The 20,241-nt window shown below is 71.8% G+C and carries 21 protein-coding genes; 14 read left to right on the forward strand and 7 right to left on the reverse strand.

Annotation, left to right across the window (positions count from 1 at the left end; translation table 11 throughout):
- Window positions 1-69: 69 nt before the first annotated feature.
- Window positions 70-960 (forward strand): AraC family transcriptional regulator, encoded by an 891-nt coding sequence (locus tag CRYAR_RS23005; RefSeq protein WP_035855151.1) that lies wholly within the window; start codon window positions 70-72, stop codon window positions 958-960.
- On the opposite strand, the gene CRYAR_RS43475 is transcribed toward CRYAR_RS23005, so the two are convergent.
- Entirely contained in the window at window positions 936-2,396 is a 1,461-nt protein-coding gene (locus CRYAR_RS43475; RefSeq protein ID WP_051570826.1) for a GGDEF domain-containing protein, read from the reverse strand. The two genes, CRYAR_RS23005 and CRYAR_RS43475, sit on opposite strands and share 25 nt — an antisense overlap.
- A gap of 113 nt (window positions 2,397-2,509) precedes the next feature.
- On the reverse strand, window positions 2,510-3,469 hold the full coding sequence (locus tag CRYAR_RS23015) for a quinone oxidoreductase family protein (RefSeq protein ID WP_051570827.1): 960 nt from the start codon (window positions 3,467-3,469) through the stop codon (window positions 2,510-2,512).
- A 140-nt stretch (window positions 3,470-3,609) separates the two neighbouring features.
- On the opposite strand from CRYAR_RS23015, the gene CRYAR_RS23020 reads away from it, so the two are divergent.
- Genes CRYAR_RS23020 through CRYAR_RS23030 form a run of 3 tightly spaced genes read left to right on the forward strand, consistent with a single transcriptional unit; the run spans window position 3,610 to window position 5,716 of the window.
- Entirely contained in the window at window positions 3,610-4,242 is a 633-nt protein-coding gene (locus CRYAR_RS23020; protein WP_035855154.1) for a LysE family translocator, read from the forward strand.
- A gap of 46 nt (window positions 4,243-4,288) precedes the next feature.
- Window positions 4,289-5,242, forward strand: coding sequence for a helix-turn-helix domain-containing protein (locus tag CRYAR_RS23025; protein WP_035855155.1), 954 nt, complete (start codon window positions 4,289-4,291; stop codon window positions 5,240-5,242).
- Window positions 5,243-5,254: 12 nt separating this feature from the next.
- Window positions 5,255-5,716, forward strand: a complete 462-nt coding sequence (locus CRYAR_RS23030) for a cupin domain-containing protein (RefSeq protein ID WP_035855157.1) — start codon at window positions 5,255-5,257, stop codon at window positions 5,714-5,716.
- Window positions 5,717-5,794: 78 nt separating this feature from the next.
- Here the strand turns inward: CRYAR_RS23030 and CRYAR_RS48170 are convergent, their stop codons facing one another.
- Entirely contained in the window at window positions 5,795-6,208 is a 414-nt protein-coding gene (locus CRYAR_RS48170; protein ID WP_169745077.1) for a GNAT family N-acetyltransferase, read from the reverse strand.
- 38 nt (window positions 6,209-6,246) lie between these two features.
- Window positions 6,247-7,209, reverse strand: coding sequence for a restriction endonuclease (locus CRYAR_RS45955; RefSeq protein ID WP_084700858.1), 963 nt, complete (start codon window positions 7,207-7,209; stop codon window positions 6,247-6,249).
- 376 nt (window positions 7,210-7,585) lie between these two features.
- Here CRYAR_RS45955 and CRYAR_RS43480 point away from each other — a divergent pair, with 376 nt between their 5' ends.
- Window positions 7,586-8,485, forward strand: coding sequence for a helix-turn-helix domain-containing protein (locus CRYAR_RS43480; protein ID WP_051570829.1), 900 nt, complete (start codon window positions 7,586-7,588; stop codon window positions 8,483-8,485).
- A gap of 114 nt (window positions 8,486-8,599) precedes the next feature.
- Here CRYAR_RS43480 and CRYAR_RS23055 read toward each other — a convergent pair whose 3' ends face one another.
- Together CRYAR_RS23055 and CRYAR_RS50300 are read right to left on the reverse strand one after the other, a co-directional pair.
- A complete protein-coding gene (locus tag CRYAR_RS23055) occupies window positions 8,600-8,803 on the reverse strand; it encodes a hypothetical protein (protein WP_035855162.1) in 204 nt (67 codons plus the stop codon).
- Between the two features lie 100 nt (window positions 8,804-8,903).
- On the reverse strand, window positions 8,904-9,038 hold the full coding sequence (locus tag CRYAR_RS50300; RefSeq protein WP_281174623.1) for a hypothetical protein: 135 nt from the start codon (window positions 9,036-9,038) through the stop codon (window positions 8,904-8,906).
- Window positions 9,039-9,716: 678 nt separating this feature from the next.
- Between CRYAR_RS50300 and CRYAR_RS47510 the strand changes: the two genes are divergently transcribed.
- The 8 genes from CRYAR_RS47510 (at window position 9,717) to CRYAR_RS23105 (ending at window position 17,683) form a co-directional block, all read left to right on the forward strand.
- The gene (locus tag CRYAR_RS47510) at window positions 9,717-9,893 is read left to right on the forward strand and encodes a hypothetical protein (RefSeq protein WP_157017992.1); all 177 of its coding nucleotides are present in this window, start codon (window positions 9,717-9,719) and stop codon (window positions 9,891-9,893) included.
- A gap of 644 nt (window positions 9,894-10,537) precedes the next feature.
- Window positions 10,538-11,497: an alpha/beta hydrolase gene (locus CRYAR_RS23070; RefSeq protein WP_035855167.1), complete on the forward strand. Its 960-nt coding sequence runs from the start codon at window positions 10,538-10,540 to the stop codon at window positions 11,495-11,497.
- A 23-nt stretch (window positions 11,498-11,520) separates the two neighbouring features.
- Window positions 11,521-12,237 (forward strand): alpha/beta hydrolase, encoded by a 717-nt coding sequence (locus CRYAR_RS23075; protein ID WP_035865945.1) that lies wholly within the window; start codon window positions 11,521-11,523, stop codon window positions 12,235-12,237.
- Entirely contained in the window at window positions 12,234-13,898 is a 1,665-nt protein-coding gene (locus CRYAR_RS23080) for an MFS transporter (protein WP_051570830.1), read from the forward strand. The genes CRYAR_RS23075 and CRYAR_RS23080 overlap by 4 nt, the downstream gene beginning before the upstream one ends.
- Window positions 13,895-15,646 carry a thiamine pyrophosphate-dependent enzyme gene (locus tag CRYAR_RS23085; protein ID WP_035855169.1) on the forward strand — a complete coding sequence of 584 codons (1,752 nt, stop codon included), beginning with the start codon at window positions 13,895-13,897 and terminating at the stop codon, window positions 15,644-15,646. Before CRYAR_RS23080 ends, CRYAR_RS23085 begins: the two co-directional genes overlap by 4 nt.
- Before the next feature lie 16 nt (window positions 15,647-15,662).
- The gene (locus CRYAR_RS43485; protein ID WP_051570831.1) at window positions 15,663-16,040 is read left to right on the forward strand and encodes a VOC family protein; all 378 of its coding nucleotides are present in this window, start codon (window positions 15,663-15,665) and stop codon (window positions 16,038-16,040) included.
- Window positions 16,041-16,051: 11 nt separating this feature from the next.
- The gene (locus CRYAR_RS23100) at window positions 16,052-16,645 is read left to right on the forward strand and encodes a hypothetical protein (RefSeq protein ID WP_157017994.1); all 594 of its coding nucleotides are present in this window, start codon (window positions 16,052-16,054) and stop codon (window positions 16,643-16,645) included.
- A 93-nt stretch (window positions 16,646-16,738) separates the two neighbouring features.
- Window positions 16,739-17,683, forward strand: coding sequence for a helix-turn-helix domain-containing protein (locus CRYAR_RS23105; RefSeq protein WP_051570832.1), 945 nt, complete (start codon window positions 16,739-16,741; stop codon window positions 17,681-17,683).
- A 198-nt stretch (window positions 17,684-17,881) separates the two neighbouring features.
- On the opposite strand, the gene pip is transcribed toward CRYAR_RS23105, so the two are convergent.
- Window positions 17,882-18,847 (reverse strand): prolyl aminopeptidase, encoded by a 966-nt coding sequence (pip, locus tag CRYAR_RS23110; protein ID WP_035865960.1) that lies wholly within the window; start codon window positions 18,845-18,847, stop codon window positions 17,882-17,884.
- On the opposite strand from pip, the gene CRYAR_RS23115 reads away from it, so the two are divergent.
- Complete coding sequence (locus CRYAR_RS23115) at window positions 18,846-20,204, forward strand: MFS transporter (protein WP_084700862.1); 1,359 nt, start codon at window positions 18,846-18,848, stop codon at window positions 20,202-20,204. The genes pip and CRYAR_RS23115 overlap by 2 nt on opposite strands.
- Window positions 20,205-20,241 lie beyond the last annotated feature (37 nt).

A 20,241-nucleotide genomic window follows, 5' to 3' on the forward strand; every position in this document is an offset into this window, starting at 1 on the left:
TAACAGTGCCCACCCAAGCCGGAACTATGAATGCTTGCGAGTCCCCAAAACTTGCGCGAGAGTTCACGGGTGACCGCCGACCCCCTCTCCGACGCGCTCGAGCTCGTCCGGGCCCGCTGCGTGATCACCGGCGGTTTCCAGGCGTCCGGGAACTGGTCGGCCCGTTTCCGGCCGACCGCGACGCTCAAGCTCAAGGGCCTGGTCCGGGGCAGTTGCTGGCTGGTCACCGACTCCCACGCGCCCCAGCGCCTCACCCAGGGCAACGTCGCGGTGTTCAACCGCGCCGAATCGTTCGTCCTCTGCAGCGACCCGGCTCTTCCGCCGGTCGAGGAACCCGACGCCCGGCTCGGTGCGCTGGCCGACGCCGGCCCCGGCTCCACCGTCGTCATCGGCGGGCACATCGACCTCGACCGCAGCGGTGACGAGCTGCTGCTCGCGGTGTTACCGCAGCTCACCGTGCTGACCGACGCCGACCAGGTGTTACGCCTGCTCGAACAGCTGCTCGAGGAGCGCTCGGCCGGCCGGCTGGGCGCCGGTTTCGCCTCCGACCAGTACGCGCAGCTGCTGCTCGTGGCCGTGCTGCGCGCGGTGCTCACGCGGGGCGCGGCCACTCGCCCGGGGTGGCTCACGCTGCTCGCCGACCCCGAGCTGCGTCCCGCGCTGACGCTCATGCACGCCGAGCCGGCCCGGTCCTGGAGCCTGGACGAGCTGGCCCGGGCGTCGGCGATGTCCCGGACGCGGTTCGCGACCCGCTTCCGGGCGGCCTCCGGCCGGCCGCCGGTGGCCTACCTGACGCGCTGGCGCATCCGGCTGGCCGAGCGCGCACTGCGCGAGACCGACACGACGGTCGCGGCGCTGGCCGCCGAGCTCGGGTACGCCTCGGAGAGCTCGTTCAGCCACGCGTTCGCCCGCACGGTCGGGGTCTCCCCCGGCCGCTACCGGCGCAGCCCGGCCTCGTAGCGTTCCCAGCCGCCGGCCCGGGTCGCTTTGCGCCGGTACATGGCCTGGTCACCGGCCCGGATGAGCTCCCGGACACCCGCCGTTCCCCCCGGCTCGGCGACCGCGACGCCGACGCTCACCCCGACCGTGACCGTGCGCCCCTCGACCTCGATCGGCTCGCGGACGGCCGCGACGACCCGGTCCGCGGTCGTCGACACGAGCTCCGGGTCGTCGACGCCGGAGAGCAGGATCGCGAACTCGTCGCCGCCGAGCCGGGCCACCGTGTCGGTCTCGCGCACGCACCGCTGCAGCCGCCCGGCGATGGCGCGCAGCAGCTCGTCGCCGGCCGGGTGCCCGTGGACGTCGTTGACCTGCTTGAAGCCGTCGAGGTCGAGGAGCAGCAGCGCGACCTGCCCGGCGGTGCGCCGCTCCCCGAGCGCCTGCTCGAGCCGCGACTCCAGCAGCGCGCGGTTCGCGAGCGTCGTCAGCGGGTCGTGGTAGGCCCGGAACGTCAACTCGGCGTTGAGGTCGACCCGGCGCAGCGCCTCGGCCACCCGGGAGCCCCACGCGACGAGGCTGGTGGTGGGCGGTTTCACGCGCCCGGAGACGCCGAGCAGCCCGAGGTGTCGTCCGGCCGCGGTGATCGGGACGACGAGCAGGCCGCCGGGCACCGGGGGCAGGCCGGACGCCGCGCGGAGCCGGGCGTGGTCGGCGGGGCCGAGGTAGTCGACGTGCGGCCCGCCGACCCGCGCGACGAGATCGGGCGGCGCGGTGACGCGGCCGCCGGTCTCGACGATGCGCAGCGGGCCCGCGGCGTCGTGCAGCGCCAGCAGCACCCGGGCGTCACCCCCGGTGAGGTCCGTCGCGGTGGCCGTCGCGACCTCGTACACGGTCCGGCGGTCGGTAGCCGCCGAGAGGCGCTCGGCCCCGGCGAGCTGGGCCCGCTCCCGGGCGATCAGCCGGCCGTTCTGCTCCCCGATGCCGCGCAGGAACCAGGCCATCGGCGGCACGAGCAGACCGAACAGCACCACGGCGACGTACTCGGTCGGCGTGATCGGGCGCTGCTCGACCATCCCGACGACCAGCCGGGTGGCCGGGACGATCTGCACGAGGGCGAGACGGCACCAGAACTGGCGCCTCGTGCCGTAGTAGCTGCGGAACAGCAGGGCCCCGAAGTACCCGCCGTTCTCCGCGACCGACTCCACCACCAGTCCGGGCGCCGCGAGCACCACCCATTCCAGCGGTTCGAGCCCGGCCGGGAAGCGGTCCCGGCTCCAGCCCACCAGCCAGTGCGCCATCAGCGCGACGAGCGCGATCGCGATGCCGACGCGCAGGCCCCGGCTGCCGTGCGGGGCGCCGAGGGTCGCCGCGGTGCCGACCGCGGCGGTGAACAGCGCGTAGAACAGGAAAATCGTCCTCAGCCGGGAGAGGACGCTGCCCTCCATCCGTACCGCCACCGCCGGGTCCCCCTGTCGCTCCCCGGAACATCGGCGCGCATCGCCCCCGCCTGAGCCGATCCGGGACCGGAGGCGGAGGCGGTACCGGTAAGCGGGCTCACCGACCCTCACCGTCACGTCGTGAGGACGATCCGGCCCTCGGCTCCCCCGGCGGCCTGGCGCTCCCACGCGTCGGTGACGTCGTCGAGCGGCACGGCCTCGTGCGCGACGGTCAGCGTCCCGGCCACGACCGCATCGGCCACCACCCGCACGGCCAGCGCCCGCTCGTCCGGCGTCAGCGCGTTGTTGGTGTACCCGAGGATCCGCAGCTGCCGGCTGCGGATCGTCGCCGAGTCGAACGGGGCGGTCTCGCCGGCCGAGCTGCCCAGGTTCACCAGCCGCCCGCCGGCCCGCAGCACCCGCAGCGCCGCGGCCGCCGGGACGCCGAACAACCCGTCCAGCACGAGGTCGGCGCCGCCGGGGCAGGCGTCGGCGAACGCCGAGGACAGCTCGTCGACGTCGTCGGACCCGAGGGTCACCACCTCGTCGGCGCCGGCCTCGCGGGCGCGCAGCCGCGCGGCCTCCGAGCGCGCCCCGGCGACCACCCACTCCGCGCCGGCGGCCCGGGCGAACCGGATCGCGGCCTGGCCCACCACGCCGCCCCCGCCGAGCACGACGACCCGCTCGCCCGCGACCAGCTCGCCCCGCCAGGTCAGGGCCGCGTAGGCCGCGACCGCGGACAGGCCGGCCGCCGCCACCGCGACCGGGTCCGCACCGGCGGGCAACTCCACCACATCGGACGCCGGGACGGTGACGACCGTGGCCATGCTGCCGTCGCCCGGCGCCATCCCGGCCGTCGTCGGGAACCAGACGCTCCGGCCCGCGTGCCGGCCCACCCCCTGGACGCCGGGCACGTAGGGCGTGGCCGGGGCGCCGAAGTACGACGTCCCGGAGGCGCAGAGCAGGTCGAGCGGCGTGATCGGCGCGGCGACGACGTCGACCAGGATCTCACCGGCGGCCGGCTCGGGCGCCGGGACCTCGGTGACCTCGGGCGGCTGCCCGCAGGTGGTGATCCGGGCGGCTCGAAACAGCATCGGGGGCTCCGCTCACTCGTCCGCAGCACGGACACCCGTACGCGCCCCGATGCTAGCGTCCGCCCCGATCGACGCGGTGAACGTGCACCGGCTCGGCCGAACAGCCCGGTCGTTCCGCACGGCGATGTGAGGATCGGGGTATGCCCATCGACTCGCACCTGCTCACGTTGTTCGTCGTGACGACGCTCGTCGCCATGATCACCCCGGGCCCCGACATGTTGTTCGTGCTCGGCTGCGGCATCAAGGGCGGCCCACGGGCCGGGTTGCTGGCCACCGCGGGGGTCGCCAGCAGCGAAGCCATCCATGTCGCGCTCGCCGCCGTCGGGCTCGCGGCCCTGTTCGCGGCGGTGCCGACGGCGTTCGCGGTGGTCCGCGTCATCGGCGGGCTCTACCTGATCTACCTCGGCGTGCAGCTGATCCGCCGCCGCAAGGGCGGGGTGACCGACGTCCCGGCCGCCGGGTCCGGGATGTCGGGGCGCCGCGCCTACCTCAACGGGCTGGTGACCAACCTGCTCAACCCGAAGATGGTGACGTTCACGCTGGCGTTCCTCCCGCAGTTCATCGACCCGGCGCTGGGGCGGGTGTGGCTCCAGTTCGTCGTGCTCGGCGTGCTGCTGATCGTGATCGAGTTCCTGATCGACGGGTCGGTCGGGGTGCTGGCCGGGCGGATCGGTGGATGGCTGCGCAAACGCCACGCGGCCCGGCGGCGCATCGACGTCGCCACCGGCGGGCTCTTCATCGGCCTGGGCTTCCGCCTCGCGGCCGACCGCTGACCGACGACGCCGGGGCCGGCTGCCTGCTCGCCGTTACCGTTGACCCGTGATCGGCAACCTCGAGACGTTCCAGGACGAGTTGGCCGCCAGCGGGTTTCCGCCGCTCGTCAACAAGTTGGCCGGGGCCGGCTTCCGCGGCCGGATCGCCACGCGTCAGCTCGGGCCGCTGCGGCTGGTCTCCCTGGACACCCCCGAGAGCTCCTGTACCGGGCGGGAGCGCGACGCCACCGACGGCGAGAACCTGGCGATCAAGGTGATGGCCCGGGGCCGGACGCGGATCGAACAGGGTCGGGGCGACGCCGAACTCGGGCCTGCCGACCTGGTGCTGCTCGATCCCACGCGGGGGCTCCGGTTCGAGAGCACCGCCGCGGCGCACGTCACGATCCTGGTCCCGCGCCGGGAGCTCCGGATCCGGCCCGCGCTCGTCGACCGGCTCGTCGGCGTCCGCATCGACGGCCGCCACGGTCCGGGCGCTCTCGTCTCCGTGCTGGCCCGGGAGTCGGCGCGATCGGCGGCCGAGTTCCGCGAGGCGGAGGCGCTGCGGTCGGCGGCCGCCGTCATCGAGCTGATCGCGGTCGCGCTGGAGGCCCGGCTGGGCGACGGACGACCGGCCCCGGACGAGCACCTGCGCAACCGGATCGCCGGCTACATCGAGGCCCGGCTGGCTGATCCCGAGCTGTCCCCGGCCGGTATCGCCGCGGCCCACCACATCTCGGTGCGCCGCCTGCACAAGCTGTTCGAGGACCAGCCGCTCACGGTCGCGGCCCTGATCCGTCGCCGCCGCCTGGAGCGCTGCCGGGCCGAGCTGACCGGCGGTGGACGAACGGTCACCGCCGTGGCCGCCCGGTGGGGATTCTCCGACGCCACCCATTTCAGCAAGCTCTTCAAGGCGACGTACGGCTACACCGCCCGCGCGCTGGTGACCAACAACCGTGCACGGACGACCAAGACGCGCACAGCCGGCCCGGAACAGGATGGTGGTCACCGAAGTCGGCACTAGTCAGGAGACGTCATGGCACGGGTCAACATCGTCCGCCCCGGTGAGGGTGAGATCCTCGGCAGCGGGGCGCAGCAGATCCGGATCCTGGAGAACGGCGAGCACACCGACCACCGGCTCGGGTTCGCCGAGGTCACCATTCCGCCGGGCACCCCGAGCCCGTTGCAGCACCGCCACGCCCAGCACGACGAGGGTTTCTACGTGCTGGCCGGAACGTTCCGCTTCACCGTCGGCGAGGACCATTACGACGCCGGGCCGGGCACGTGGGTCATCGTGCCCACCGGAGCGCCGCACACGTTCGCCAACGTCGGCGACGAGAACGCGGTCATGCTGAACACGTTCACGCCGGATCTGTACGTGCAGTACTTCCGCGACTTCAAGGCGATGATCGATTCCGGGCAGCCGATCAACGCCGAGACCATGACGCCGCTGTGGAAGAACTACGCCACCGAGATCGCGGACGACTATGCCTCGTGACGCGCCTTCCACCGGGTACACGGCACTGATGGGCCGCGTCCGGTGCTCGTCGGGGCCGGTCGCCAGGGTTCCGCTGACCTACTTCCATCGGGTCTCCGGAGATTCGGACCCGTCCTGACACCAGGTTCCCGCGAAACGACGCCCCGCTCGATCGCCGGCCCAACGCCACGAACGCACCCGGTGAAGACCCAGCTCATCGAAGGCGAACTGGAGCGTGTCAGCGACCGCTGAGGTCGCGACTCCCCGGACGGCGTGCGAGGCGCTGACCCAAGAGCCGATCGACGCGGATCGGAACGCGCCGCGGATGATCGAGTTGAGGCGGACCTGGCCGAGCAGCTCGTCGTCCTGGTCGATGATGACCAGCGACACGCTGCGGTCGGCGGACTCGTCGGCCAGGGCCGTCCGGATGGTGCCGGTCTGGGTACCGATCGTGAAGTAGTCGTCGTCGCGTTGGGGATTCCAGGGCGCCAAATACGCGCGATTGGCTGTCAACAGGCGCAATGAACTCCGTGTCGAACGCACGACGGTGCTCAGATGCTCGGGCCGCTGCCCTCGCCTTGAGCTCTTGCACGGTTTCGGAGCAATGTCCGACGCCGTCGTCGGATTGCTCGAGTCCCGGTGACAGCGACGATGAACAGGAGGCCGGTGGCCGTAGCGGCCACGATCTGTCCGGTTGGACTGTCGTAGACGAGGGCTGTTCCGCCGGCGCAAAGTGCGACGGGTAGAAGGATCGTGATCCCGCACCCGGTTGCTCCCACAGCGCCGTTGTAAGCCTCCTGGGGATCCTCGGTCACGATGGCCCGGCTTGCCGCGACCGCGTCCTTCACGGCTGCGGTGGCGTAGACCGCGCCGGAGGCCTGGGGATCCAGTGGCCGTTGGCTGCGGGTAGCTGCCCACTCGGCAGCTCTGCGTGCGGCTGCAACTTTGTGCGCGGCGTCGCGCTCGGCAGCTTGCTTCGCGGCTGCTTCGCGCTGGGCTTCCTTCTGCGCAGCGGCTCTCCGCTCAGCAACTCGACGCTCGGCGTCTCGGCGAGCGGTAGCCTCGCGCGCCGCTGCTCGGCGGGCAGCCGCCTCTCGCGCGGCGGCTTTTCCTTGCTCCAGAGCCGCGCGGTAGACGACGGTGGCCCGTGCGCTGGCCGGCGAGATGAGGCCGGTCTCCACGGCGAAGGTGAACGCTGCGATCTGGTGGTGATCGGCGTACTCGACGGCACGTTTGCTGTAGTGACTGCTGGTGAAGAAGTAGAGCTGGCCCTGCCGGAGGCCACGGGCACCGAACAGATTCTGTAAGGCGGGCGCTCCGATTCCCGCCACCTGTCGCTTCACCTGCCCGAACGCGTCCCGGGCGATGACATCCAAGCCCTTGTCCGGCCCATCCGCCGTGACCCGCGCATCGAGATGACCGAGCCATCGCATCCAGCGGGCCGCGTTGGCCTCCGCGGCACGCCAATCAGGGATGCTCTGCGCAGCCGGTGCTCCCGGTGGCCACTGCTCCATCCGCCCCCCAGCTCGTTGATGGACCGCCGCACCCGCGTCGGCTGGTCAGAAGCGCACGACTCTAGCGGCGATCCGCGGCTTGCTCGAACGCCCGGACGGTCAAGGTGCTGTTTCGGTTCGCCGGTCGTGGCGTCGGTCTTGTTCCATGCCAATGGACTGGTGTGCGGGCAAGCGAGTACCCGCAGGCCACGGCTCAGATCGCCGGCGGCTGCCATGTCCGCCCTGTTCCATGCCGCGGCCGCTCGCGTCGAGAGGTGTGACGGCAGCAGCACGAGCCGGTTCGCACCTTGCCACCACCTGCCTCGCCGACCGGCCTGCACGGGTAACCGAGCAAGAACCGTCAAACGGTTCGCTGCCCGGTCGGTACCGTCGAGTCGTGCCGTTGCGGACCCGTGAACTGCTCCGACTCCTTGCCGCCATCAACTCCCGGCTGAGCGGGGATGTCTCGCTGCCGGTCCTGGCGGTGTGGGCGCACCGGTCCCAGTTCGATCTGCACCGCCAGTTCCGGCGGCTGGTGGGCGAGACACCGAAGGCCTACACGACGCGGGTCCGGCTGGCCAGCGCTGCGGCCGAACTGGTGTCCACCGACCGTCGAGTGTCGGCGGTGGCGTTCGACCACGGGTTCGCCAGTCATGAGGTCTTCACCCGGACTTTCACCCGCCACTTCGGTCACAGCCCGCGGGAGTACCGCACCCGCGGGCTCCACGTCGCTGGCCGGCGCACAGCCGCCGTGCACGCCTCGACGGTGGGTTCGACGGCGCCCTGCATCAGCCTTTACCGCATCAGCACCGCTGAGAGGAAACCTGCTGTGCCGCTCGACATTTCCGTTCGCGACCTGTCCGCCTTCCACGCCCTCGTGATGCGCCGCCGGGTGACCCGCGACGAGATCGCGACCGCGCTCGCAGAGAGTCTGCCAACCGTGTTCGGGTACGCCCAGCGGCACGGGCTGACCATCACCGGTCCGCCGTTCGCCCGCTATCCGGAGGTGGGGATGGGGTCACTCGTCATCGAGGGAGGCATAACCGTTGCGGCGCCCCCGTCGGCGGCACTCGACGACGGGATCGAGGCGCTCGCTATCCCGGCGGGGCGGGCGGTGGTAGCCCTCCACCGGGGGCCTTACGACTGCCTGCCCGAGTCCTACCAAGAGATCGAGAGGTGGATGCGCGACCAGGGATTGTCCGCGGCGGCAGCGCCGTGGGAGACGTATCTGACCGATCCCGGAGAGCGCCCCGATCCGGCGACCTGGGAAACGGAAATCGTCCAACCCGTCCGGTGACGCCTACACGGCGCTGACCTGACAAGCCAGCAAGAATGTCGTCGTCGGAGCGTCTCGGTCCAGTGAGCGAATGCCCGACTGAGCGTCGGGGACGCGTTGACTCTCATGTCGCAGTCAGATCGGCAAATACTGCTCGGCTCGTTTCCAGACCGCGATGCTGGCCTCGCGGTCCTGACTGGAGACCGCTGAACGACGCCAGCCGCCGTCGCCGGTGGCGTGCGCGACCGAGCGGTCTGTCATGTCTTCGAGCCAGCGCAGGCTGGGCAGTCGGAGAGCGTCAGAACCGCTCACGGACAGGCTCGCGACGAGCAGTTTCACGACGAGGCGTACGGCGCTGTTCGGCCTGCTTCAACGCTAGGAATTCGCCGGTCGGCGCACCTCCGGCGCCAGGTCGGTCGCCCGTGCTTGAGGGTGTTCGTCACCGCACGACCGCGGCCGGAGTCTGGTCGACGACGTGGTCCTCGACCGTGATCGTGTCGATCTCCGGCCGCACGTCGAGCAGTCCGAACAGTTCGCGAGCGGCAGCCAGCTCGTCGCCGAGGCTGATGAGCACCGGCCCGCCGGTCAGCGCCCGGAGCCTGGCGTGACCGTCGATCAGTGACCGGAGTGTGGTGAGCTGGACCCGGCAGCGTTCGACGTCGGAGTCGAGCAGGCGCAGCGCGGCCTCGTTGCACCACGGTGCCGCGACGAGCGTGCGGCCGAGCGAAAATCGTGCAGCTCGCGGGAGATCCGGAGCCGCTCCTCGTCCACGCGGGCACGGGCCATCTCCTCCCGGGTCCGGCGCAGTTCGTGGAGTACGACGCGCTGCCGGGTCGGGACGTACAGGCCGAAGCCGCAGACGATCACCGTCGCGGCGAGCGAAATCAGGCTGATGACGGGGGTGCCGTCCGACTTCGCGATCAGTAGCACGACGTCGGCCGCGCTGAGCAGTGCTACGGCCCACGTCCCCCGCCGGCCCACGTCCCCCGCCGGCCCGCAGCCCCTTGCGGACCAGGGCCTCGAACCGCAGGTAGCACTCGGCGACCAAGCCATTGAGCACGTCGCAGAAGACCTGGACCGGCAGCATCACGTTCCCCTGCCCGCGCTGCGCGCGAGGGCCTGCCCGACGCTGAAGACGTTCAGGAGCAGAACCAGCAGCCACACACCCATGCCGGAGCGCTGACCCGTGACCCTGCTGTGGACGCCGCGCCGGTTTCTACAGGGATGGACGTATCGACCGACCACCGCGCCGATGTCCAAAGTCATCACCGCGAAGAGCCCAGTGTTCTGGGTCATCGTCTTCGCCGCGCGATCCTCCCCCGCGCTGGCCCTGCACGGGATCGCTCAGGTCGTCGCGACGCTGCTCGTCGTCGCCTTCGTCGTGGTCGGTCTCGTCCGCGCGTGCCAGCGGCGGGCCCTCACCGAGTAGCACCCTCGTCCGGTGGTGTCCGCGTGCCGGCGGCTTCGGCGTGGGTGTCGACGATGCCGATCAGGCCTTCGTCCTGACCGCCGGGTGGGTGGGCGGCCGTAGTGCCCGTGCGCGACCAGGAGCAGGATCTCCCCCACGCGGGCGGTGACGAGTTCGAGCTCCGGGGCGGGTGCCACCGGCGGCCGGACGTGGCCGAGCCGTCGCGGGGATAGCCGCCGAGGACGGCCGGGCCGGCAGGAAATAGTGCGAGTTGGCCAGCGCGATGCACAGCAGCATCGCTCCGAGAGCCAGGTCCGGCCCCACGGCGTAAGTCATGTCTTCAGGCGACCGGTGCGGGCGCCGGGCTCTCAGCGGGTTTCGTCGTCACAGCGTCGACCAAGGCCGATACGGTCCCCGCCACGCCCGGCTTCATGAAACCAGGCCACGGGTACCGAACACCGTCGCTGAATCCGGCATTTGGTCTCGGTTCCTCCTTGGTCACCATTACACGAACGGGGATGCCGGAAATCGACGGCATGCCGGGAATGGCGTCGACTGCGTCTGCACGGTCTCGTGCTGGTCCTGCACGACCTCGCCGCCGACCTGTCCGACTCCTACCCCGCCGAGCAGTCTCGGTCGTGACGTCCACTCGGAGGAGGGAATTCATGACCCAGGTCGTCCCCGTGCTCGAACAGGCCGCCCAGGACTTCGCCGACGCGACCGCCAAGCCGCCGTTCCTGTACGAGCTGACCATCGACGAAGGCCGTCGCACCGTCGACTCGGTGCAGGACGGTGACGTTCCCGCGCCGGCGGTCGACGTGACCGACCTGACCGTGCCGGGCGGCCCCAGCGGGCAGGTGTCGATCCGGATCTACCGGCCGGCCGGCAGCTCGGGACCGTTGCCGGTGGTGCTGTACACGCACGGCGCCGGCTGGGTGTTCGGCGACGCGCACACCCACGACCGGCTGGTCCGCGAGCTGACGGTCCGGGCCGGCGCGGCAACGGTCTTCCCGAACTATTCGTTGTCGCCGGAAGCGCGGTACCCGACGGCGATCGAGGAGATCTACGCGGCTCTGCGGTGGGTCGCCGAGTCCGGGTCCGGGCACGACCTCGACGGCACCCGCATCGCGGTCGCCGGCGACTCCGTCGGCGGCAACATGACCGCCGCGGTGACGCTGCTGGCCAAGGACCGCGGCGGACCGGCGATCGCCGCCCAACTGCTCTACTACCCGGTCACCGACGCCACCTTCGACACCGACTCCTACCACCAGTTCGCCGAAGGCTACTGGCTGCGCCGCCAGGCGATGCAGTGGTTCTGGGACCAGTACACGACCGATCCCGCCCAGCGCGCCGAGATCACCGCGTCCCCGTTGCGCGCCACGGCCGAGGAACTGTCCGGACTGCCTCCGGCACTCGTCGTCACCGGTGAGGCCGACGTCCTGCGTGACGAGGGCGAAGCGTACGCAGCCGCCTTGCGCGCCGCCGGCGTGCCGGTGACCGCCGTCCGCTACCAGGGTGCCATTCACGACTTCGTCATGGTCAACAGCATGCGCGACACCCAGGCGGCCCGAGCCGCCACCGAACAGGGCGGGCACTTCCTGCGTGCCGCCCTGCACGCCGAATGACGACCCCGCACGAGGAGCACCTGATGAGCACCACCTCCACCGTCGTCCTGGTACACGGCGCCTTCGCCGACGCCGCCAGCTTCTCCGCCGTCGTTCCCGGCCTGCTCGCCGAGGGGATCGACGTCGTCGTTCCTGCGGTGCCCAACCGCAGCCTGATCGGCGACTCCGCCTACATCGCCTCGATCGTCCGGCAGATCGAGGGCCCGGTGCTGCTCGTCGGGCACTCCTACGGCGGCGCGGTCATCACCGTGGCCGGCGCCGAGGACAACGTCGTCGGCCTGGTCTATCTGGCCGGCTACGCCCTGGAGGAGGGCGAGAGCCTCGCCGAACTGCAGGGCCGCTTCCCCGACTCCGACCTGGCCACCGCGCTCGTCTACCGGCCCTACCCGATCGAGGGCGCCGAGGACGGCACGGACGTCTACGTCGACGTCGAGAAGTTCCCGGCCGTGTTCGCCGAGGGTGTCGACCCCCAGCTGGCGAAGGTGCTGGCCGTCTCGCAGCGTCCACTCGCCGGTGCCGCGTTCGCGGAGAAGGCGCCGGTCGCGGCGTGGAAGACCAAGCCCTCCTGGGGTCTGGTGTCGGTTGCGGACCACACGATCAACCCCGATGTCGAGCGCTTCGGCTACTCGCGTGCCGGGATGACGGTCAGCGAGGTCGAGTCCTCGCACCTGGTGATGCTCGCCCACCCGAAGGCCGTCGTCGAGCTGATCCGCGACGCGGTCCGGGCCACCGCGCAGTGACCACCGGGGCGGCCCCGGCGTCGGCTGCGGCCGCCCCGACGCCCGCCTCGGGACCCGCCGCGGGTCCCTGGGCACCGCTGCGGCGGCCGGTGTTCCGCTGGGTGTGGATCGCCGCGTTCGTGGCCAACCTGGGCACCTGGATGCAGACGGTCGGCGGTCAGTGGCTGCTGGTCGAAGGGCACAGCTCCAGCCTGCTCATCTCGCTGGTGCAGAGTGCTTCCAGTCTTCCGGTGCTGCTGCTGGTCATCCCGGCGGGTGCCGTCGCCGACTTCTTCGACCGGCGGCGGCTGCTCCTGGCGGTCCAGGGGGTCCAGGCCGTCATCGCCGGGATCCTCGCGCTCCTGACGGCGGTCAGCCGGACGTCGCCCGACGTGTTGTTGCTGTTCACGTTCCTGCTCGGCTGCGGCGCAGCCGCTCAGTTGCCGGCCTACCAGTCGTTCATCTCCGACCTGCTGCCGCGCACCGAGCTCGGGGCCGGCGCCTCGCTGAGTTCGCTCGGCGTCAACCTCGCCCGTGCCGTCGGGCCGGCGATCGCCGGTCTGCTCGTCGCTCCGCTCGGGGTGGCATGGTTGTTCACGCTCAACGCGGTGAGTTTCCTGCTCTTCGCCGGGGCGCTGCTGACGACGAAGTCGCCCCAGTCGGCGGTCGCACCCGCGGCCCGAGCCGTCTCCTGGTCGAGCCTCGAAGCCGGCGGCCGGTACGTGCGTCACTCGCCTGCCGTGCGCCGCATCCTGCTCCGCCTGGTGTTGTTCGCCTGGCCGGTCAACGTGCTGTGGGCACTGCTGGCACCCCTTGCCGAACGCCGTCTGGGGCTGTCGGCCACCGGGTACGGGGTGCTGCTCGGCGCGGCGGGGGCCGGTGCGGTGGCCGGTGCGGTGCTCATGCCGCGCCTGCGCCGATGGCTGTCGGCGTCCCAGCTGCTCACGGCGTCCGGCGTCGTCTACGGAGCCGGTCTCGTCGGGCTGGCGTTCGTGCGCACGATGGGGGAGGCCATCGCCGTGCTGCTGCCGGTGGGGGTGGCCTGGATCGTGGTGATCGCCGGCTTGAACGCCTCCACCCAGGCGTTCCTGCCCGACTGGGTGCGAGCCCGGGCGCTGGCGATCTACCAGATGGTGTTGTTCGCGTCGTTCGCCGGCAGTGCGGCGGCGTGGGGCGCGGTCGCCAACGGCATCGGCCTCGAGCGCTCGTTCGGCCTGGCCGGCGTGTTGCTGCTGGTCACGACGCTGGCGGGGATCTGGCTGCCGCTGCGCCGCACCGACGTGGGCGACCGCACCGCCGTCACCACCGGGCTACTGCCGGACGTCACCTCGCTCGGCATCGCGATCCCCGACGATCCGGTGGAGGTCGTCGTCCGGTACCGGGTCGCGCCCGAGCGGCAGGATGCCTTCCTCGACGCCGTCGCCGACCTGCGTAACAGCCGGCTCCGTACCGGTAGCACCCAGTGGGCGCTGTTACGTGATGCCGTCGAGGCCGAGGTCCTGGTCGAGCGCTACCGCGTAGCCTCCTGGACGGACCATCGTGACCAGCACGACCGGCGGCTCACGCGGTTCGACGAGGACGTCCGGCAGCGCGTCAGAGCGCTCGCGGATTCCGTCGACGACGCGGAGCACCTGCTGTTCGTCGACGTACCGCACCACTCGCACTTCCGGAGGACACCGTGACCCGCACTGCCGCTGACGACCTGCTCGACGTTCTGGTCCAGGCCGGTGTCCGCCGGGTGTACGGGCTGGTGGGTGACTCGCTGAACGCGTTCAGCGACGCCGTGCGCCGCAGCGGGGGTTCCGCCAAGGGCGGTATCGACTGGGTGCACGTGCACAACGAGGAGGCGGCCGCGTTCGCCGCGTCGGCCGAGGCCCAGCTGACCGGTCGGTTGGCGGTCTGCGCGGGTAGCTGCGGCCCGGGTAACACGCACCTGATCCAGGGTGTGATGGACGCGCACCGCTCGGGTGCTCCGGTGCTCGCGCTGGCGTCGCACATCCCGAGCAGGCAGATCGGCACCGGCTACTTCCAGGAGACCAAGCCGGAGTCGCTGTTCGCGCAGGCCAGCCATTTCTGCGAGACGGTCGCGCACCCGACGCAGGTGGAGCGACTGACCCGCGGCGCGATCCAGGCCGCCGTCGGCAAGCAGGGCGCCGCCGTGCTGGTGCTGCCCGGCGACGTGCTCGCCGACGACTCGGCCGACAAGCCACACCACAGCGTCGTCGTCACCGACCGTCCCCGGCCGGCACCGACCGACGCGGAGGTCCGTGAGCTCGCGGACCGGATCGCCGAGGCGGCGAAGATCGCGATCTTCGCCGGGATCGGCTGCGCCGACGCCCGCCCGGAGCTGCTCGCGCTCGCCGAGAGGCTCAACGCGCCGATCGGGCACTCCCTGCGCGGTAAGGACGTCGTGCAGTACGACAACCCCTTCGACGTCGGGATGACCGGGTTGCTCGGCTACGGCGCGTGCTGGTCGACGCTGCATGATGCCGACCTGGTGCTGTTCCTGGGAACCGACTTCCCCTACGACGATTTCCTGCCGACGCGCAACAACGTGCAGGTCGACATCGACCCGGCGCGGCTGGGCCGCCGTGCCCCGATCGTCCAGGGCATCGCCGCCGACCTGGCCTTGACGCTGCGTGCGCTGCTCCCGCTGGTGCCCGCACGCACCGACCGGTCGTTCCTCGACCACGCCCTGCACGAGCACCACCGGATGGTGTCGCACAGCGTCGACACCTACAGCACGCACGTGGCCCGCCGCGCGCCGATCCACCCGGAGCACCTGGCCACCGTCGTCGACGAGGTCGCTGCCGACGACGCGGTGTTCACCGCGGACACCGGGATGTGCTGCACCTGGGCCGCCCGGTACCTCACCCCGAACGGCCGGCGGCGGCTGCTGGGCTCGTTCGTGCACGGGTCGATGGCCAACGCCCTCCCGATGGCGATCGGGGCGCAGGTGGCCTCGCCCGGCCGGCAGGTCGTCTCGCTGTCCGGCGACGGCGGTCTCGGGATGCTGATGGGCGAGCTGCTCACCGTGAAGACCCACGGACTGCCGGTCAAGGTCGTGGTGTTCAACAATTCCAGCCTCGGCATGGTGCGCTTGGAGATGCTGGTGGCCGGCGACCCGCCCTTCGAGACCGACCACGACCCGGTCGACTTCGCCGCCATCGCCGCCGGCGCGGGCTTCCTGACCCGGCGGGTCACCGAGCCGGGAGACGTGCGTGGCGCGGTGGAGGAGATCTTCGCCCACGACGGCCCGGCGCTGCTCGACGTCGTCACCACGCCCGATGCGCTCGAGGTGCCCTCGCACCTCACCGTCGAGCAGGCCCGCGGGTTCGCCCTGGGGTTGGGCAAGGTGGTGCTCGGCGGCGGCGTCGGCAAGGTCGCCGAACTGGCCCGGCTCAACCTGCGCAACATTCCCCGTCCCTGAGCTCCCGGAGAGAGTCGTGTCCGCCGCACCGTTCCACTCGGTCATCGATGTGTTCTGCTTCGTTCCGGACCTCGAGGCCGCCACTGCCTGGTACACCGCCCGGCTGGGCGGGCCACCCGTTCTGAAGGCGCCCCAGCTGGCGCGGTTCGACCTGGGCGGCTCCCGGCTCACCGTGCACTCGATCGACGAATTCAACGACGCCGGCCCCGGCGGATGCGTCGCCTACTGGGACGTGGTGGACGTCGACGCGGTCACCGCCGACTGGGTCCGGCACGGCGCGGTGGCCCACCGCGGGCCGAAGACGATCATGACCGGCGAACGGCTCTGCCAGCTGCTCGACCCGTTCGGCAACCTCATCGGGATCCGGCAGGCCGCCGGTCCGCTGCCGTCCTGAGGCGCCCCGTGGTGCTCGCGTTCGACAGTGCCGACGTCGCCGCGGCCGACCGGGCTCGTACCGTGATCGCCGGGCTCGGTGGGGAAGGGATCCGGCTCCGGGTCACGCTGCTGTGCGCGGAAGCGTCGCTGCGGGCGCGCTGGTGGTGCCTTCCGCTGTCACCGGCCGCCGGCGTGTATCGCTACGAGGGCTCGGCGCTGCGGATGACCCGGCGAGCCGCGGACGTGGCCGCCCAGCCGACCGACCGTCTCACGTTCGCGGTCCCCGGCTCGCCGGGCTCCACACTGTGGCAGGACGGCCGCCTCCGGCCGCTGCACGCCGACGACCTGGTCCTCATCGACGACGCGACGCCGTTCGACTACCGCGGTGGCGAAGGCTCGCTCTGCGCGGTGCACGTGTCACGCGTCGCACTGGGCGTCTCGGCCGAGCAGACCCACGCCGCCGCGTCCCACCTTCGGGACAGCCCGCTGCACGACCTGGCTCGGGACCACGTGCGCGCGCTCGGCCGGATCGCCGCCGCCGCGGGAGGTCGCTCGCTAGGCGACGTCGGCCGCGCCACGGCCCTGCTGTTCAGCGCTCTGCTGCTCAGCTGTGACGTGTTCTGACCGGTGATTTCCTTTCATCGGACCGGGGTACCGTCAACAACGTTCGGCGGCACCGGCGCCCCGCGAAACCGCTCGAGAGGGGAGCCGACGACCGTGACCGTGCTCCTCGACACCGATCTCCTGCCGGAATCCGAGCGCCTGGACGCCCTGCACGCCGCGTTCGAGGACCGGAGTCCCCGGCGGAGCATCGTGGTGGACGCCGATCAGGCGCGCTACCGGATCGAGCGGTTCGACCTCGGGTCGGACGTCCAGCTGCTCCACACCGGTGGCAACGCGCTGCGGATCGTGCGCACCGGCCGCCAGGTTCGGTCGGACGCCTCCGAGCACGTGGCGATCGGGCTGCGTCGTCGCGGCGCCGGGATGGTGTCCACCGCGGGCACCGATGTCGAACTCCCGGTCGGGCACCTCAACTGCACGGACATGACCCGCCCCTACGAGCTGGTGCACGGCGCCGCCAATGTTCACGACGTCCTCATTCTCGGTAACGCGCAAGCGGGCGTGTCCGTCGACGTGGTCCGCGCCGCGGCGCCGGTGCTGCGGCGCAGCCCGGTCTACGACCTGGTGCGCGGGCACCTGGACAACTTGTACCGGGCGGCGACCGGTCTGGGCGGCGACCACCGGCAGCTGACGGGGCAGGCCACCGCCGCGCTGGTGTGCGCGCTGCTGACCACGGCGGCGGAGTCCCGCGACCAGGACGACGCGATGGACGCCGCGCTCGCGGCCCGCCTCACCCTGTACCTCGAGATGCACCTGGCCGATCGCGACCTCACGGTGGAGAAGGTCGCCGCGGCGCACGCCATCTCGGTGCGGCACCTCTACAACGTGTGGGCACGCGCCGGGCACGAGAGCACACCGGCGCAGTGGATCCTCGAGCGGCGCCTGCGGCGGGCCCGGAATCTGCTCACCGAGAAGAAGTCGCGACACCACAGCATCGCGGCGGTCGCGCGTCTCAGCGGCTTCGCCGACAGCAGCCACTTCAGCCGCCGGTTCCGCCAGACGTTCGGCGTGTCACCCACTGAGTGGCGCGCGACGCGATGACCGTGCGCGAAGGAAACCAGGAGGTCGGCGTTCGCATGAATCACACCGGTCACCCGAAGTCGTGTCCGCCGTACCCGCATCCTCAAGCGACCTCGCAGCGCCGCTGCCCGGGTCAGGTGGGAGCGCGACCCCACGCCCTCAACCGGCTAGCGAACCTCCGGACAGCGGAGCAACCTCGGCTCTCCCGACCCTGGGTAACTACGCGTCGCGGAAGCTGTCGGTCGCGATGATCAGGGCGTCGAGGATCCCGGGCTCGTCGAAGGAATGGCCGGCGTCGTCCACCAGGACGAACGTCGCCTCGGGCAGGGCACGGTGCAGGTCCCAGGCCGTGATCGCCGGCGTGCACAGGTCGTAGCGGCCCTGGACGATCACCGTGGGGATGCCGGCCAGCCGGCCGGCGTCGGCGATCAGCTGTCCCTCGGTGAACCAGCCGCCGTGGGTGAAGTAGTGGTTCTCGATCCGCGCGAACGCGGTCGCGTACGCCGGCTCGCGGTACTTGTCGACCAGGCCCGGGCGGGGACGCAGCGTCAGGTTGCTCGCCTCCCACGTCGACCACGCCACCGCGGCCGGGCCGTGCACCGCCGGGTCCGGGTCGAACAGCAGCCGCCGGTAGGCCTCGACGAACTTGCCGGGAACGCGGTCGGCCTCCGGCACCGCGGTGGCGTAGCGCTCCCACAGATCCGGCACCAGGTTGGCCGCCGGGCCCTCGTAGAACCAGTCGATCTCGCTCTTCCGGAGCGTGAAGATGCCCCGCAGGACCAACTCGCTCACCCGCGACGGATGCGTCTCGGCGTAGGCCAGCGCCAGCGTCGAGCCCCACGACCCACCGAACACCTGCCAGCGCTCGATCCCGAGGTGCTCACGCAACCGCTCGATGTCCTCGACCAGGTGCCACGTGGTGTTGGCCCCCAGGTCCGCCTCCGGCGCGCTCACATGCGGCAGGCTCCGCCCGCAGCCCCGCTGGTCGAACAGGACGATCCGGTAACTCGCCGGATCGAACAGACGCCGGTGATCGGGAGAACACCCCGCGCCGGGGCCGCCGTGCAGGAACACCACCGGCTTGCCGTCGGGAGCTCCGGACTCCTCCCAGTACACCGACTGGCCGTCGCCGACCTCGAGCATGCCGGTCCGCCGGGGTTCGATCGGTGGGTAGAGGTTACGCATGTCGTCCACCGTACGGAGCATCACGCGCACGCGGTCGCCAGGGTCGACGCCTCGACCGGGTCCGGAAGCGGCGGGAAGCCGACGGTCCGTGTCCTACGATCCGGTCGTGCGGGAGAGCGCGGCCGGGGTGAGGCGTGGCGCGCTCGGTCTCGTGGCCGACCGGACCTTCGGCGCCCTGTTCTGGGGCAAGTTGCTCTCGTCGGCCGGGGTGTGGATGCAGGGCGTCACCGCCGCCGTCGTCGTCTACCAGGGCACCGGGTCGGCCACCGCGGTCAGCCTGGTCAGCATCGCGCAGGCCGCGCCGCAGCTGGTGCTCGGGCCGTGGGCGGGGTCGCTGGCCGACCGGGGTGACCGGTCACGCCAGATCCTGGCCGGGCGGGTGTTGTGCGGGCTGGGGTCGGGGCTGCTCGCAGTGTTCTTCGCGGTCGCCGAGCCGGGGCCGCACGCGCTCGTGGCGGTGGTCTTCACCTGCTCGTTCCTGGTGGGGACGGGGTTCGTTGTCGGCGGTCCGGCGATGCAGTCGGTGATCCCGGACCTGGTCCGGCCGGACGAGCTGCGAACCGCGATGACGCTCAACACCACGCCGATGACGACGGCGCGCATCGTCGGCCCGGCGCTGGGTGCACTCGTGCTGGGCTGGGCGGGCCCGGCGGCGGCGTTCGCGGTCAGCGCCGCGCCGCACGTCGTCTTCCTGGGGCTGTTGCTGTGGGTGGCGCGGTTGCCGGCCCGCGCGGACGTCGGCGAGGGCGCGCCGACGTCGATGCGGGCGGGTCTGCGGTACCTGCGGACACATCCGCGGCTGCTGGTGATGCTCGGCGGTACCGCGCTGGTGGGCGTCGGCACCGAGCCGTCGTTGACGCTGGCGCCGGCGCTGTCGGTCGCCGTGCACGGCGACGTCACGCTGGCGGGCGCGCTCACGCTGGCGTTCGGGGTCGGCGCGCTGCTCGCGCTGGTCGGCAGTTCGGTGGCGGCGCGGCGGGTCAGCGTGCTGCAGTCGGCCTGGCTCGGGCTGGCGCTGCTGATCGGCGGACTGGGCGTCTCGACCGCGGTCGCGGCCCCGGCCTGGGCGTTCGGGTGCTTCGCGCTCGCCGGGGCCGGGTTCTCCTGGGGCATGGCGGGGTTCAGCTCGCTGCTGCAGGCCGAGAGCGACCCCGCGTTCCGGGGGCGGGTGATGGCGTGGTGGCTCATCGCGTTCCTCGGGTGCCGTCCGCTCTCGTCGGCGGCGACCGGCGTGCTCACCGACCTCACCTCGGTGCGGGTGACGTTCCCGGTGACCGGCGTGGTGCTCGCGCTGGCCGCGCTGCTGCTCGCCGCCGCGCTGCGGGTCCCGGGGGTGTCCCGGGTGAACGCGGAGTAGGGCGCCGCTCGTCGCCGTGCACCGACGCGATACAGTA

The organism is Cryptosporangium arvum DSM 44712 (assembly GCF_000585375.1).
Taxonomy (GTDB): domain Bacteria; phylum Actinomycetota; class Actinomycetes; order Mycobacteriales; family Cryptosporangiaceae; genus Cryptosporangium; species Cryptosporangium arvum.

Coding starts and splice junctions, on each gene's coding strand:
- CRYAR_RS23015 (WP_051570827.1), bottom strand. CDS start 3,469: ATGCTGTTTCGAGCCGCCCGGATCACCACCTGCGGGCAGCCGCCCGAG.
- CRYAR_RS23020 (WP_035855154.1), top strand. CDS start 3,610: ATGCCCATCGACTCGCACCTGCTCACGTTGTTCGTCGTGACGACGCTC.
- CRYAR_RS23030 (WP_035855157.1), top strand. CDS start 5,255: ATGGCACGGGTCAACATCGTCCGCCCCGGTGAGGGTGAGATCCTCGGC.
- CRYAR_RS45955 (WP_084700858.1), bottom strand. CDS start 7,209: ATGGAGCAGTGGCCACCGGGAGCACCGGCTGCGCAGAGCATCCCTGAT.
- CRYAR_RS47510 (WP_157017992.1), top strand. CDS start 9,717: ATGTCCAAAGTCATCACCGCGAAGAGCCCAGTGTTCTGGGTCATCGTC.
- CRYAR_RS23070 (WP_035855167.1), top strand. CDS start 10,538: ATGACCCAGGTCGTCCCCGTGCTCGAACAGGCCGCCCAGGACTTCGCC.
- CRYAR_RS23075 (WP_035865945.1), top strand. CDS start 11,521: ATGAGCACCACCTCCACCGTCGTCCTGGTACACGGCGCCTTCGCCGAC.
- CRYAR_RS23115 (WP_084700862.1), top strand. CDS start 18,846: ATGTCGTCCACCGTACGGAGCATCACGCGCACGCGGTCGCCAGGGTCG.
- pip (WP_035865960.1), bottom strand. CDS start 18,847: ATGCGTAACCTCTACCCACCGATCGAACCCCGGCGGACCGGCATGCTC.